Genomic DNA, 14,191 nt, shown 5'->3' on the forward strand with positions numbered 1-14,191 from the left:
TCCCGCCTCATCTCATATGACAGGCTGGCCCCGCCAGTTGGCGAGCAGCAGGCACAGGAGGGGCGGGCGTGGCCGTAATACCTATGAACCGAACGCACCGGATTCTGGCCGGTGTGGTGGTCGCGGGCGCGGTGATCATCGCCGCGATCGGCTTCGCGGGGTCGTACGCCGCCGTGCGCGAACTCGCGTTGGCCAAGGGCTTCGGCTGGTTCGCGAACGTGTTCCCGATCGGCATCGACGCGGGCATCGTGGTGCTGCTGGCGCTGGACCTGCTGCTGACCTGGCTGCGGATTCCCTTCCCGCTGCTGCGCCAGACGGCCTGGCTGCTGACCGCCGCCACCATCGCCTTCAACGGCGCCGCCGCCTGGCCGGACCCGCTCGGGGTCGGCATGCACGCGATCATCCCGATCCTGTTCGTGGTCAGCGTCGAGGCGGCCCGGCACGCGGTCGGCCGGGTCGCGGACATCACCGCCGACCGGCACATGGAGTCGGTGCGCATCGCGCGCTGGCTGCTGGCACCCTTCCCGACGTTCCGGCTGTGGCGCCGGATGAAGCTGTGGGAGCTGCGCTCCTACGACGAGGTGATCCGCCTCGAACAGGAGCGCCTCATCTACCAGGCCCGCCTGCACGCCCGTTACGGGCGCGGCTGGCGGCGCAAGGCGCCGATCGAGGCCCTGATGCCGCTGCGGCTCGCGCGCTTCGGCGTACCGCTGTCCGAGACGATCCCGGCGGTGCCGGCCGAGCTGTCGGTGACCCCCGACCCGGAGCCTGCTCCCGCCGCCATCGCCGCGTCCGCATCCGTATCCACACCCGCGCCCGCGCCGCTCATCCCGGAGGCCACCCCGCTGCCGATCCCGGCCCAGCTCCAGCCCGCCCCGCCGGTCGACGCGAACGGCATGCCCACGGCGCCCTGGGCCCCGTCCCCGACGCCGCAGCCCGAGCCGCTGTGGCAGCCGGACCTGGAGCCCGTACAGCCCCGCGCGGCAGCCAACGGCCGCCGTCCGCTTTCGACGGGCCCCGAGCCGGAGCCGCCGTTCGTCCCGATCCCGGACGGCGTATCCCGCGAGGACGCGTACTACCACGCCTACCGTCAGTGCGTCGCCGAGAACGGCAACACGCCGAACGCGAACCGCCTCGTGCGCAAGCTCCATGAGCTGTACGGAGGCGACATGCTCCCGGCGGCCGCCGTCATCAACGACCTCCGGGAGCTGCACGAGCGCTACCAGATGGAAATGAACCAGTACGTGCCGTAGAGCAGCCGCCCGGGTCAGCTGCCTGCGTCAGCCGCCGGCGTCAGCCGCCGAGCAGCAGCCGCACCCGGTCCGCGCCCACGGCGAGGAGCAGCGTGGGAAGCCGCGGCCCGGTGTCCCGGCCGACCAGCAGCTTGTACAGCAGCGCGAAGAACGACCGCTGAGCCACCTTCAGCTCGGGCGTCGGCTTGGCGTCGGGCGCGAGTCCGGCCTGGAGCTTGGGCACGGCGTAGACAAGCGTCGTGAGGCCGTCCAGCGACCAGTGCGCGTCGAGGCCGTCGACCAGCAGCTTCAGGGCCTGCAGATCGCTGTCCGACAGCTCCGCGAGCGTCTCCCGGTCCGGCTCGGTGCGCACCTGCGTACGCGCCTCCGGCTCGACATGCGTGTTGACCCAGTTCACCGCACAGTCCAGCCGCGGCCGGGCCTCCTGCAGCGAACCGAGGGGCTGCTCGGGGTCGAAGTCGCGCAGGATGCGCAGCGTCTGCTCCTCGTCGCCCGTCGTGATGTCGACGACGGAGGCGAGCGTACGGAAAGGCAGCTTGCGCGGGGTGGTCGGCAGCACGCCGGACGCGGTCTGCGCAGCACGCGAATGGACGGCGACATCCACCGGGGCGGCGTCGCCCGAGGCGATCTTGCGCTCCAGGGCGTCCCACTCGTCGTAGGTCCGGGAGATCTCGTCCCCGAAGGAGATGTTGAACGCCTGGTTGGGCCGCCTGCGCGCGTACAGCCAGCGCAGCAGCTGCGGCTCCATGATCTGCAGGGCGTCGGCCGCGACCGGCACGCCGCCCTTGGAGCTGCTCATCTTGGCCATGCCGCTGATACCGACGAAGGCGTACATCGGGCCGATGGGCGGCTCGGCGCCGAAGATCTCGCGCACGAGCTGGCTGCCGACGGTGAAGCTGGAGCCGGGCGACGAGTGGTCGACGCCGGACGGCTCGAAGTCCACGCCCTTGAAGGCCCAGCGCATCGGCCAGTCGACCTTCCAGACCAGCTTGCCGCGGTTGAACTCGTTCAGGAACACGGTCTCGGAATGGCCGCATGCGCAGGTGTACGTCAGCTCGGTGGACTCGTCGTCGTACGAGGTCACCGTGGTCAGGTCGCGGTCGCAGGCGGAGCAGTACGGCTTGTACGGGAAGTACTCGGCGGCTGCGGCGGTCGGCGCCGCGTCCTCGTCGTCCTGCTCCGTCTCGGGCTTCTTCTTGGTGCGGTAGCGGCCCAGCACCTCGTCGATCCGGCGCCGCTCGCGCATGGCGTGCAGGACCTGCTCGCGGTAGGTGCCCGAGGTGTACTCATCCGTCTGGCTGATCTCGGTGACCTCGACGCCCAGCGTGGCCAGGGCGGCCCGGAAGGGCGCCTTGAAGTGGTCGGACCAGGTCGCGTACTCGCTGCCCTCGGGTGCGGGGACAGAGGTCAGCGGCTTGCCGATGTGCTCGGCGAAGGAGGGGTCGTAGCCGGCCGGGACCTTGCGGTAGCGGTCGAAGTCGTCCCAGGACAGGATGTGCTCGCAAGGCACACCCCGGCGCTTGATCTCGTCCGCGACCAGGTGCGGGACCATGATCTCGCGCAGGTTGCCCAGGTGGATCGGCCCTGACGGGCTGATGCCGGAAGCGACGATGACCTTTTTGCCCGGAGCCCGCCGCTCGGCTTCCTCGATGACGTCGTCCGCGAAGCGGGCGACCCAGTCGGCCTCGGTGCTCTGAGCCACGGTCTGGACTTCCTTCCGGCAAAAAACCAATGGGGACCTGCCCGCCAATTGTCCCAGAGAATATTGGGTGGTACCCGCGTGGGATACTGAGAATCGATCTCAGCCCTCTCACGAACGGCATGCATCCCATGGCCTCGGTCCCCTCGCTTTCCGCCTCGATCCAGCAGCGCATCGCCGACGCCCTCGGCGCCGACCCGCTGCTGCGACGCAGCGACCGGGCCGACTTCCAGGCCAACGGAGTGCTCGGCCTCGCCAAGCGGAACAAGGCCAACCCGCGCGAGGTGGCCCAGCAGGTCGTCGAGAGCCTCCCAATGGGCGAGGACGACGACCTGATCGCCTCCGTCGAGGTCTCCGGCCCCGGCTTCCTCAACATCACCGTCTCCGACGCCGCCATCACCCGGACGCTCGCCGCCCGCTCCGCCGACGGCGACCGGCTCGGCGTGCCCGCGAAGGCCGAGCCCGGCATCACGGTCATCGACTACGCCCAGCCGAACGTGGCCAAGGAAATGCACGTCGGCCACCTGCGTTCCTCGGTGATCGGCGACGCCATCGCCAAGATCCTCGAATTCGACGGCGAGACCGTGATCCGGCGGCACCACATCGGCGACTGGGGCACCCAGTTCGGCATGCTCGTCCAGTACCTGATCGAGCACCCGCACGAGCTGGACCACGACGCCGACGAGTCCGGCGAGAAGTCGATGTCCCGGCTCGACCGCGTCTACAAGGCCTCGCGGAAGCTCTTCGACGCCGACGAGGACTTCAAGACCCGCAGCCGCACCCGGGTGGTCGACCTCCAGGCCGGCGACCCCGAGACGCTCGCGATCTGGCAGCGCTTCGTCGACGAGTCGAAGATCTACTTCTACTCGGTCTACAACAAGCTGGACATCGCCATCGCCGACGAGGACATCGTCGGCGAGTCCGGCTACAACGACATGCTCGTCGAGACCTGCAAGCTCCTGGAGGAGTCCGGCGTCGCCGTGCGCTCCAACGGCGCGCTCTGCGTCTTCTTCGACGACATCAAGGGCAAGGACGGCGAGCCGGTCCCGCTCATCGTCCAGAAGGCCGACGGCGGCTTCGGCTACGCCGCCACCGACCTGTCCGCCGTACGCGACCGGACAGGGAACCTGGGCGCCCGCACCCTGCTCTACGTGGTCGACGCCCGGCAGTCGCTGCACTTCAAGATGGTCTTCGCGACCGCCCGCCGGGCCGGCTGGCTGACCGACGACGTCAAGGCCATCCACCTGCCGTTCGGCACGGTGCTGGGCAAGGACGGCAAGCCGCTCAAGACCCGTGAGGGCGTCTCCACCAAGCTGGAGGACCTGCTCGACGAGGCCGTGCAGCGGGCCGCGGCCGTCATCCGGGAGAAGAACGAGGACCTGTCGGAGGCCGAGGTCGCCGAGCGCGCCATCGAGGTGGGCATCGGCGCGATCAAGTACGCCGACCTGTCCACTTCCCTCGGCCGCGACTACCTCTTCGACCTCGACCGGATGGTCTCCCTCACCGGCGACACCAGCGTCTACCTCCAGTACGCGTACGCCCGTATCCAGTCCATCCTGCGCAAGGCGGGCGACGCCAAGCCGCTGGCCCACCCCGACCTCCCGCTGGCCCCGGCCGAGCGGGCCCTCGGCCTGCTGCTCGACGAGTTCGGCACCACGCTGGCCTCGGTCTCCGAGACGTACGAGCCGCACAAACTGGCCTCGTACCTCTACTCGGTGGCGTCGGCCTTCGCGACCTTCTACGAGCAGTGCCCGGTCCTGAAGGCCGAGACCCCGGAGACGGTCGAGAACCGGCTCTTCCTGGCCGACCTGACCGCCCGCACGCTGCACCAGGGCATGGCCCTGCTCGGCATCCGCACCCCCGGGCAGCTGTAACCTCCCGCACCTCCCGTCGCGTTGTCAGTGGCCGGCTCTAGAGTCGGCCACATGGCGATGCTTCCCAACCCACTCCCCCAGCTGGCCGACGACCCGGCCAGCAACTCCCTGGGCATCCAACTGCCCCGCGGCACCTTCGTGGACGCCGACGGTCACCCCGGGCTGCTCTGGTACGCCAACGAGCCCGCCGCCCCCGGCGTGTGGACGTCCCTGCTGCCCGCCCGCCGGACCGCAGGGCTCCACCCGGTGCTGCTCGACCTCACGGACGGGCCCCTGACCCGCTGGGAGCTCGACCCGGACGAGGCCTCCTACCCCGGCGACCACGACCCGGAGGAAATCCTCGCCGAGCTGTGGGAGTCCCTGCAGGACGAGGACTGGCCCGGCCTAGCCCCGGCCCAGGAGTCGGCTGCGGACCCCGACGACCGAGCCGCCGCCACCGCTTCCGCCCTGATCGAGGAGCCGTGGTCCAAAGACCTCCGCGCCGCCCTCGTCCCCGCCCGCCGCAGCGCCGACATACCCGCCGCCATCGGCTGGTGCGGCCCGGTCAACTACGAGGAGGACGTCGCCGTTCTCTGCTCCGTCCTGCGCTCATGGGAGGACCGCTTCGGCGTACGCGTCGTCGCCATCAGCCTCGATCGCCTCGTCCTCTCCGTCGCCGCCCCACCGCAGACCCTCGCCGACGCCGAGGCCGTCGCCGCCGAGCACCTCGCCTTCTGCCCGGACGACGTCGACGTGGACATAAGCGCCTACGCCGAGCGCGAGATCCTGGGCAAGGATCAATGGCACTTCTGGTGGGACTGACGGACCCGTACGGTTTTTCCGTACGGGTTTGTTCGAGGTCAGGTACGGGCAGGGCTGGGGACTTGACCCTCATGCGCCCATCGCAGAAACAGAAGAAGCAGACCTCGCCCCTGCGACTCGTCGGCTCCCAACTGGCCCTGTTCCGGCGGGTGGCCGGGCTGACGCAGCGCGAACTGGCGGAGCGCCTGTGCGTGTCCGAGGAGTGGATCGGCTCCATCGAGCAGGGCAGGCGGCCCCTGAAGCCCGATCTGGCCGAGCAGTTGGACGCGTTGCTGGACACAAAAGGGGTCCTCGCGGTGGCGGCGGAGAATCTGCCGGAGCAGGAGAAGTTCCCGGTCTGGGCCGAGGAGTACATGGACATCGAGCAGCGGGCGCTCGCCCTGTCCTGGTACGACACCCTGGTCGTCCCCGGCCTGCTCCAGACCGAGAACTACGCCCGCGCGGTCTTCCGCAGCCGCGTGCCCGCCCTCGGTGAGGACGAGATCGAGCAGCAGGTCGCCTCCCGCGTCGAACGCCAGGAGATCCTGCACCGCAAGACCCCGCCCACCGCCAGCTTCGTCATCTCCCAGGCCATCCTGATGGACCGCCTCGGCGGCCGTGAGGTGTACGCCGAACAACTCCGCCACCTGCGCGAATCCGCCGAACTCCCGGGCCTGACGTTCCAGATCATGCCGTTCGGCCGCGAGACCCACGCCGGGCTCGCCGGTCCGTTCACCCTGCTGGAGACCCCCGAGCACACGCGCTACGCCTACACCGAGACCAACCGCGGCAGCCATCTCACCGCCGACGGAAATCAGGTCAGCAGCCTGGGCCTCAAATATGCGATGCTGCGATCACAGGCGCTCAACCCCGAGGACACCAGAGGCCTGTTGGACCGGCTGCTAGGAGAGCGATGAACAGCGCACTGGAGTGGTTCAAGTCCAGCTACAGCGGCGACGAGGGCGGCCAGTGCCTCGAAGCCGCCTACGCCTGGCGCAAGTCCAGCTACAGCAGCGACGAAGGCGGTCAGTGCCTCGAAGTCGCCACCTGCCCCACCGCCGTCCACGTCCGTGACTCCAAGGACCCCGCCGCCGGCACGCTCACCCTCAGCCCGGCCGCCTGGGCGGCCCTGGCCGGTTTCGCCGCCGGTAGTCTCCGGGCGGAGTCCCGTACGCGGTCCTGAAGGCCCGGCTGAAGTCCGCCGCACACCCGAAGCCCCACCGTGCCCCCACCGCGTGGACCGGCAGCTCGGCGAGGCGGGGGTCGAGGAGATCTCGGCGGCAGCGCTCCAGCCTGCGGTGGCGGATCCACTCGCTCACCGTCGTCCCCTGGGGCCGGAAGAGCCGGTGCAGCTGGCGTACGGAGATGTGGTGCGCGGCGGCGACCAGGGCGGGCGAGAGCTGGACCGTGCCGAGCCGACGCTCGATGAAGGCGTTGATGCTGACCAGCAGTGCGCGCTGACGGCTCTCCGGCGGAACGGCATCTGCAGCCTCCATACGATGAGCCAGCACCGCCGTGGTGAGGTCCAGGACCACCGTGCCCAGCCGTACGGTGTCCTGCGGCCGGTACATCTCCGACTCGGCGGCCAGGCGTCCCAGGAACTCCGTGAGCAGCACCCCGAGCCCGGTGTCCCCGGCTATCGGCACCGCGAGCAGCCGGTCGACCTTCGCCCGTGGCAGCGGCAGCGCGGCTCGCGGTATGCCCACGGTGATCGTCTCCACCGCGCCCCCGTCGGGCAGGGTCCACGACTCGTACGGATGCGAGGAGTCGTTCAGCACCAGGTCCCCCACCTCCGGTACGACCTCGCGTCCGCACTGCGCCATGGTCCGCCGCCCCCGCAGCGTCACGGCCAGCTGGTACTGATCCGGATCGGACCTGCGCACATGCACCGGCGTGCGCAGGACCTGCAGCGCCGGAAGCCTCAGTGTCGCCACGTGCACCGGACCGGCCTGCAGCACCCTGGCCACGCCGTGGAAGTCGTCGGCGTCCTTGCTGTTGACCACCGACGGCAGATACGACCGCGTGATCATCTCGCGCCACCGGTCGAATCTCTCGCCAGGCGGCAACTCATCACTGCTGTATACCGTTTCGAACATGTGACCCCCCGTGCCTCCGACATTGTGGCCGTCCGGCCGATCGGGGGGTGAGGGGTAATCCAGCCTGGCGCTCGGTACCAATCCGATGGCGCTGAGCGCCAACGACGCGGTGCCACGCCCCGCAATAACGTCGCTCCCGCAAGCGACCGTTCATCGATCCGAGAGGGGATCCGCGTGATGCGCAACCTGTCGCACCGTCGTCTGACCCGGCTGCTCATGACCGTTCTGACCACCGCGCTCATGGGCTTCGGCATATCCATCGCCACGACGCCTGCGGCCTACGCCGCATCGTGTACGGCCTGGAGTCCCAGCGCGAACGGTGAGGGGGCCGCCATCATGAACATCTCCACCCACCTGAAGAACAACGAGTACTCCACGTGTGACAACGTCGCGAGCATCTCGCTCGACACGGAGGTCTACCTTCGCTGTTACGCCACCAACTCCAAGGGCAACGTCTGGTGGTACGTCCGCATCGCCAACGGCACTACCCTCGGTTGGACGTCGGAAGCCAATCTCGACCTCATCTACTACGACGACAACCTCGACGGCCACATGGACTACTACCACTGCTAGCACGCCGTCCCGGACCGGCCACCAGGCCGGTCCGGGCCCTTTCGCGTCAGCGGCCGAGCTGCCGCGCGACCTCCGTCGCCCAGTAGGTGAGGATCATGTTCGCGCCCGCCCGGCGGATCCCGGTCAGCGTCTCCATGATCGCCCGGTCGCGGTCGATCCAGCCGTTCGCGGCAGCCGCCTCGACCATCGCGTACTCACCGCTGATCTGGTACGCCGCCACCGGCACGTCCACGGACTGCGCGACCTTGTACAGCACGTCCAGGTACGGCATCGCGGGCTTGACCATGACCATGTCCGCGCCTTCGGCCAGGTCCAGCGCCAGCTCGCGCATCGACTCACGGAAGTTGGCCGGATCTTGCTGGTAGGTCTTGCGATCGCCCTTCAGTGAGGAGCCGACGGCTTCCCTGAACGGCCCGTAGAAGGCGGAGGCGTACTTCGCGGTGTACGCGAGGATCGACACGTCCTGGTGCCCGGCCTCGTCGAGCGCGCGGCGGATGACGCCGACCTGGCCGTCCATCATGCCGCTGGGGCCGACGACATGGACGCCCGCGTCGGCCTGGGCGCGGGCCATCTCCTCGTAGCGGGCGAGCGTCGCGTCGTTGTCGACGCGGCCTTCGGCGTCCAGGACGCCGCAGTGGCCGTGGTCGGTGTGCTCGTCGAGGCACAGGTCGGACATGACGACGACCGAGTCACCGACCTCGCTGACCACGTCCCGGATGGCGACCTGCAGAATGCCCTCCGGGTCCGTTCCCGGCGAGCCGGCCGCGTCCTTCTTCGCGTCCTCCGGCACCCCGAAGAGCATGATCCCGCCCACGCCCGCCTCGGCCGCCTCGACGGCGGCCTTCCGCAGCGTGTCCCGGCTGTGCTGGACGACGCCCGGCATGGAGGAGATCGGCACGGGCTCGCTCACGCCCTCCCGTACGAAGACGGGGAGGATCAGCTCGGCCGGGTGCAGGCGCGTCTCCGCGACCAGGCGTCGCATGGCGGGGCTCGTACGGAGGCGGCGGGGCCGCGTTCCCGGGAATTCACCGTAGGGGCTGCTCATCCCACCACGGTACGCCCGTGCGACGGGTGCCTTTCCCGACTCGGCGTCGGACCTGTCCAGCCCGTCCAGCGGGGGCGGGGGTGCGGCCCCACACCCCACCGGAGGGCATCGCTGTCAGGCGAGTGGTACGCGCGCTCGCCGTCTCGACCCGGGGCGGCGCTCGCTCGGCCGGGTGACCGGGTCGCCGGCCGCCGCCGCCGCTTCGCGGCGCTTCGTGCCGAAGTCGGCCAGCGCCTGGGCGAGCGCGTGGACGGACGGCTCGGGCGACATGACGTCGACCCGCAGCCCGTGCTCCTCGGCCGTCTTGGCGGTGGCGGGCCCGATGCAGGCGATGACGGTCACGTTGTGCGGCTTGCCGGCGATGCCGACGAGGTTGCGCACCGTGCTGCTCGACGTGAACAGGACCGCGTCGAAGCCGCCGCCCTTGATGGCCTCGCGCGTGTCCGCCGGGGGCGGCGACGCGCGCACGGTGCGGTAGGCCGTGACGTCGTCGACCTCCCAGCCGAGCTCGACGAGCCCGGCCACCAGCGTCTCGGTGGCGATGTCCGCCCGGGGCAGGAAGACCCGGTCGATGGGGTCGAAAACCGGGTCGTAGGGCGGCCAGTCGTCCAGCAGCCCGGCCGCGGACTGCTCGCCGCTGGGCACGAGGTCCGGCTTGACGCCGAACTCGACCAGCGACTGGGCCGTCGACTCGCCCACCGCCGCGACCTTTATGCCGGCGAAGGCGCGCGCGTCGAGCCCGTACTCCTCGAACTTCTCACGTACGGCCTTCACCGCGTTCACGCTGGTGAAGGCGATCCACTCGTAGCGGCCGGTGACGAGCCCCTTGACCGCCCGCTCCATCTGCTGGGGCGTGCGCGGCGGTTCGACGGCGATGGTCGGCACCTCGTGCGGAACGGCGCCGTAGGAGCGGAGCTGGTCGGACAGGAAGGCGGCCTGTTCCTTGGTCCTGGGGACGAGCACCTTCCACCCGAAGAGCGGCTTGGTCTCGAACCAGGACAGGTGCTCGCGCTGCTCCACGCTTCCCTCACCGACCACGGCTATCGCCGCGATCGGGCCTTCGGGAGTCGGCAGAGCCTTTGTCGCCTTCAGCTCGGCGGCGATCGTCGACAGCGTGGCGCACCAGGTCCGCTGCCGCGTGGTGGTGCCGGCGACGGTCACCGACAGCGGGGTGTCGGGCTTGCGCCCGGCGGATACGAGCTCTGCGCATGCGGCGGCGACCGTCTGCAAGGTGGTGGAGACGACGAGAGTCGCGTCGCTCGCACCGGCCTCGGTCCAGGTACGCGTGCCTGCGCATGCGGCGTCGAGGAACCGTACGTCGCCGCTGAGCGGGACGCCCGCGTAGGCGGGCACGCCCACGGCTGCCGCCACACCCGGGACGACCTCGAAGGGGATGCCTGCGCGTGCGCAGGCGAGCATCTCCCCCGCTGTGGCGCCGTCGAGGCCGGGGTCGCCCGTGACGGCACGGACGACCCGCTTGCCGGAGCGCGCGGAGGCCATGAAAAGCTGGGTGGCATCGGCGGACGAGCCCAACGCGCCTTCACCGGGCGTGGGTTCGGCCGTGTCGACGCCTGCTTTGGCGTGCGTGCGCACGACGTCCAGCACTTGCGGGTCGGCGATCAGCAGATCGGCGGCGCCGAGCGCTTCGACGGCCCTCAGGGTCAGCAGCCCGGGGTCTCCGGGTCCGGCGCCGAGGAAAGTGACGTGTCCGCAGACGGGGCTGTTGGTCGCTGCGGCGGCGATGGGGCTCAAAGTTCGCGCTCCCCCATAAGACCGGCCGCACCCTTGGCGAGCATCTCGGCGGCGAGTTCGCGGCCGAGGGCCGCTGCGTCCTCGCGAGAGGCAGGGGTGGCACCGGTGATGGACATCTGTACGAGCGAGGTGCCGTCGGTCGTGCCGACGACGCCGCGCAGGCGCAGCTCGGAAACCTGCCCGTCGGCCACAAGGTCGGCTAGCGCGCCCACAGGGGCGGAGCAGCCGGCCTCAAGGGCGGCGAGCAGAGCACGCTCGGCGGTCACGGCGACCCTGGTGAAGGGGTCGTCGAGCTCGGCGAGCGTAGAAGCCAGCTCTGCTGACTGCGCAGAGCATTCGATGGCCAGCGCCCCTTGTCCGGGGGCCGGCAGTACGGCGTCGGCGGGGATCAGCTGGGTCGCCTCGGTGAGGCGGCCGAGCCGTCCGAGTCCGGCGGCGGCGAGGACGACGGCGTCCAGGTCGCCTGAGGCAACATATCCGATCCGGGTGTCGACGTTGCCACGGATCGGCACCGTCTCGACCGCGAGACCGAGCTGCCGCGCCCAGTGGTTCAGCTGCGCCATGCGGCGCGGCGAGCCGGTGCCGATCCTCGCACCCTCGGGGAGGGTCTCGAAGGTCAGCCCGCCCCGCGCCACCAGTGCGTCCCTGGGGTCCTCGCGGACCGGGACCGCGGCAAGTGTCAGGCCTTCGGGGTCGGCGGTCGGCAGGTCTTTCAGCGAGTGGACCGCGAAGTCGATCTCGCCGGCCAGCAGCGCGTCGCGCAGCGCCGACACGAAGACGCCGGTGCCGCCGATCTGCGCGAGGTGCTCGCGCGAGGTGTCGCCGTACGTGGTGATCTCGACCAGCTCGACCTCTCGGCCGGTCAGGTCCCGGACCTGCCGGGCGATCTTGCCGGACTGCGCCATCGCCAGCGCGCTGCGCCGGGTACCCAGTTTCAGTGCGTTCGGGCTTCTCATGCCCGCCCTCGATTCGGTTCAGCCGGTTCATCCGACCTGGTGACGCTGCTGACGGCAGCGACCGCCTGCGGGTCGAGGTCGAAGAGTTCGCGCAGCGCGTCCGCGTAACCGGCGCCGCCGGGTTCGCCCGCGAGCTGCTTGACCCGCACGGTGGGCGCGTGCAGGAGCTTGTCGACGACGCGGCGCACGGTCTGGGTGACCTCTGCTCGTTCGCGGTCGTCCAGGTCGGGGAGGCGTCCGTCGAGGCGGGCCAGTTCGGAGGCGACCAGATCGGCGGCCATGGAACGCAGCGCGATGACGGTCGGCGTGATGTGAGCGGCCCTCTGGGCGGCGCCGAAGGCGGCCACCTCGGCCGATACGATTTTTCGGACCGTGTCCACGTCGGCCGCCATGGGCGCGTCCTGCGCGGCGGTGCCGATGGTCTCCAGGTCGACCAGGTGCGCGCCCTCCAGCGCCCCGGCCGCCGGGTCGGTGTCGCGCGGCATCGCCAGGTCCAGCAGCCCGATGGGGCTCTGCGACGCACGGGACCGCAGCGCGCGGGCCACCGTCTCGGCGTCGATGACCTGCCCGGTGGCCCCCGTACAGGACACGACGATGTCGGCATGCGGCAGTTCGGCGGCCACGTCGTCCATGCGCACGGCGCGTCCGCCGACGGCCTCGGCGAGGCGGGCGGCACGCGCATGCGTCCGGTTGGCGACGACGATCTCGCTGACGCCCGCCCGGGCCAGGGTGTTGGCGGCCAGCGAGCTCATGGAGCCGGCCCCGATGACCAGGGCGCGCTTGTCCTTGGCCCAGTCACCGAAGGAGTCGACGCCGCCGATGGCCTGGGCGAGCTGGTCGAGGCCGAAGGTGACCAGGGACTGCCCGGCCCGGTCGATGCCGGTCTCGGAGTGGGCGCGCTTGCCGACCCGCAGCGACTGCTGGAACAGGTCGTTGAGCAGGCGGCCCGCGGTGTGCTGCTCCTGGCCGGTGCTGAGGGTGTCCTTGATCTGGCCGAGGATCTGGCCCTCGCCGACGACCATGGAGTCCAGCCCGCAGGCCACCGAGAACAGGTGGTGGACGGCCCGGTCCTCGTAGTGCACGTACAGGTACGGGGTGAGCTCCTCCAGTGGCACCCCGCTGTGGTCGGCGAGCAGCGTGGACAGCTCGGCGACCCCGGCGTGGAACTTGTCCACGTCCGCGTACAGCTCGATGCGGTTGCACGTGGACAGGACGGCGGCCTCGGCGGCCGGCTCGGCGGCGACCGCGTCGTGCAGCAGCTTGACCTTGGCGTCCTCGGCGAGCGCCGCCCGCTCCAGGACACTGACCGGTGCGCTGCGGTGGCTCAGCCCGACCACGAGAAGACTCATGCCGGCATCACCGCTGGAAGTTCCCCGTCAGGTCCCTGGCGCTTGACCGCGCCCCGTATCGGCTTGGCCGCCGTCGGCGGCGCGAGGGCCTCGCCCAGTTCCTCGCCGGCCTTGCGCTGCTCGTGGAAGGCGAGGATCTGCAGCTCGATGGAGAGGTCGACCTTGCGCACGTCCACCCCGTCCGGCACAGCCAGCACGGTGGGCGCGAAGTTGAGGATCGAGGTGACCCCGGCGGCGACCAGCCGGTCGCACACCTCCTGCGCGGCGCCCGCCGGTGTGGTGATCACACCGATGGATACCTGGTTGTCCTCGACGATGTCCTCCAGCTCGTCGGCGTGCCGCACCGGTAGTCCAGCGATCAGCTTTCCGGCGAGCTGGGCGTCAGCGTCGATGAGCGCGGCGATACGGAATCCACGGGAGGCGAAACCGCCGTAGTTGGCGAGGGCCGCTCCAAGATTGCCCATGCCGACGATGACGACCGGCCAGTCCTGGGTGAGGCCGAGCTCCCGAGAGATCTGGTACACGAGGTATTCGACGTCATATCCGACGCCTCGTGTTCCGTACGAGCCGAGATAGGAGAAGTCTTTACGAAGTTTGGCGGAGTTCACACCGGCGGCCGCAGCGAGTTCCTCCGAGGAAACGGTGGGCACCGAGCGCTCGGAGAGCGCGGTCAGAGCCCGCAGGTACAGCGGGAGACGGGCGACGGTGGCCTCGGGGATCCCTCGGCTGCGGGTCGCCGGTCGGTGAGTTCGGCCAGTTGCCACGATGCTCCTGCGGGTAGAGCTGGGCTGCGGGCGACCACAGTCCCTATGAC

At 70.3% G+C, this 14,191-nt stretch carries 13 protein-coding genes; 6 read left to right on the top strand and 7 right to left on the bottom strand.

What is annotated here, in order from left to right; genetic code table 11:
• Positions 1–83 precede the first annotated feature (83 nt).
• On the top strand, positions 84–1,253 hold the full coding sequence (locus OG607_RS18870; protein ID WP_405736890.1) for a DUF2637 domain-containing protein: 1,170 nt from the start codon (positions 84–86) through the stop codon (positions 1,251–1,253).
• Between the two features lie 40 nt (positions 1,254–1,293).
• On the opposite strand, the gene lysS is transcribed toward OG607_RS18870, so the two are convergent.
• Complete coding sequence (lysS, locus tag OG607_RS18875; protein WP_405724451.1) at positions 1,294–2,955, bottom strand: lysine--tRNA ligase; 1,662 nt, start codon at positions 2,953–2,955, stop codon at positions 1,294–1,296.
• Between the two features lie 128 nt (positions 2,956–3,083).
• Between lysS and argS the strand changes: the two genes are divergently transcribed.
• The 4 genes from argS (at position 3,084) to OG607_RS18895 (ending at position 6,789) form a co-directional block, all read left to right on the top strand.
• Positions 3,084–4,826 (top strand): arginine--tRNA ligase, encoded by a 1,743-nt coding sequence (argS, locus tag OG607_RS18880; RefSeq protein ID WP_405724453.1) that lies wholly within the window; start codon positions 3,084–3,086, stop codon positions 4,824–4,826.
• Positions 4,827–4,877: 51 nt separating this feature from the next.
• Positions 4,878–5,627: a DUF4253 domain-containing protein gene (locus OG607_RS18885; RefSeq protein WP_405724455.1), complete on the top strand. Its 750-nt coding sequence runs from the start codon at positions 4,878–4,880 to the stop codon at positions 5,625–5,627.
• A gap of 71 nt (positions 5,628–5,698) precedes the next feature.
• The gene (locus OG607_RS18890) at positions 5,699–6,523 is read left to right on the top strand and encodes a Scr1 family TA system antitoxin-like transcriptional regulator (RefSeq protein ID WP_405724457.1); all 825 of its coding nucleotides are present in this window, start codon (positions 5,699–5,701) and stop codon (positions 6,521–6,523) included.
• The gene (locus OG607_RS18895; protein WP_405724459.1) at positions 6,520–6,789 is read left to right on the top strand and encodes a DUF397 domain-containing protein; all 270 of its coding nucleotides are present in this window, start codon (positions 6,520–6,522) and stop codon (positions 6,787–6,789) included. The genes OG607_RS18890 and OG607_RS18895 overlap by 4 nt, the downstream gene beginning before the upstream one ends.
• On the opposite strand, the gene OG607_RS18900 is transcribed toward OG607_RS18895, so the two are convergent.
• Positions 6,713–7,702 (bottom strand): helix-turn-helix domain-containing protein, encoded by a 990-nt coding sequence (locus OG607_RS18900; protein ID WP_405724461.1) that lies wholly within the window; start codon positions 7,700–7,702, stop codon positions 6,713–6,715. The genes OG607_RS18895 and OG607_RS18900 overlap by 77 nt on opposite strands.
• 174 nt (positions 7,703–7,876) lie before the next feature.
• Between OG607_RS18900 and OG607_RS18905 the strand changes: the two genes are divergently transcribed.
• Positions 7,877–8,275 carry a hypothetical protein gene (locus OG607_RS18905; protein WP_405724463.1) on the top strand — a complete coding sequence of 133 codons (399 nt, stop codon included), beginning with the start codon at positions 7,877–7,879 and terminating at the stop codon, positions 8,273–8,275.
• Between the two features lie 46 nt (positions 8,276–8,321).
• Here OG607_RS18905 and hemB read toward each other — a convergent pair whose 3' ends face one another.
• The 5 genes from hemB to OG607_RS18930 form a co-directional block, all read right to left on the bottom strand.
• The gene (hemB, locus tag OG607_RS18910; RefSeq protein ID WP_405724465.1) at positions 8,322–9,320 is read right to left on the bottom strand and encodes a porphobilinogen synthase; all 999 of its coding nucleotides are present in this window, start codon (positions 9,318–9,320) and stop codon (positions 8,322–8,324) included.
• 114 nt (positions 9,321–9,434) lie between these two features.
• Positions 9,435–11,072, bottom strand: a complete 1,638-nt coding sequence (locus tag OG607_RS18915) for a uroporphyrinogen-III synthase (protein WP_405724467.1) — start codon at positions 11,070–11,072, stop codon at positions 9,435–9,437.
• Complete coding sequence (gene hemC / locus OG607_RS18920; RefSeq protein WP_405724469.1) at positions 11,069–12,028, bottom strand: hydroxymethylbilane synthase; 960 nt, start codon at positions 12,026–12,028, stop codon at positions 11,069–11,071. The genes OG607_RS18915 and hemC overlap by 4 nt, the downstream gene beginning before the upstream one ends.
• On the bottom strand, positions 12,025–13,377 hold the full coding sequence (locus OG607_RS18925; RefSeq protein ID WP_405724471.1) for a glutamyl-tRNA reductase: 1,353 nt from the start codon (positions 13,375–13,377) through the stop codon (positions 12,025–12,027). The genes hemC and OG607_RS18925 overlap by 4 nt, the downstream gene beginning before the upstream one ends.
• Entirely contained in the window at positions 13,374–14,141 is a 768-nt protein-coding gene (locus OG607_RS18930) for a redox-sensing transcriptional repressor Rex (protein WP_405724473.1), read from the bottom strand. The genes OG607_RS18925 and OG607_RS18930 overlap by 4 nt, the downstream gene beginning before the upstream one ends.
• Positions 14,142–14,191: the final 50 nt, after the last annotated feature.

Source organism: Streptomyces sp. NBC_01537, from assembly GCF_045040445.1.
Classification (GTDB): Bacteria; Actinomycetota; Actinomycetes; order Streptomycetales; family Streptomycetaceae; genus Actinacidiphila.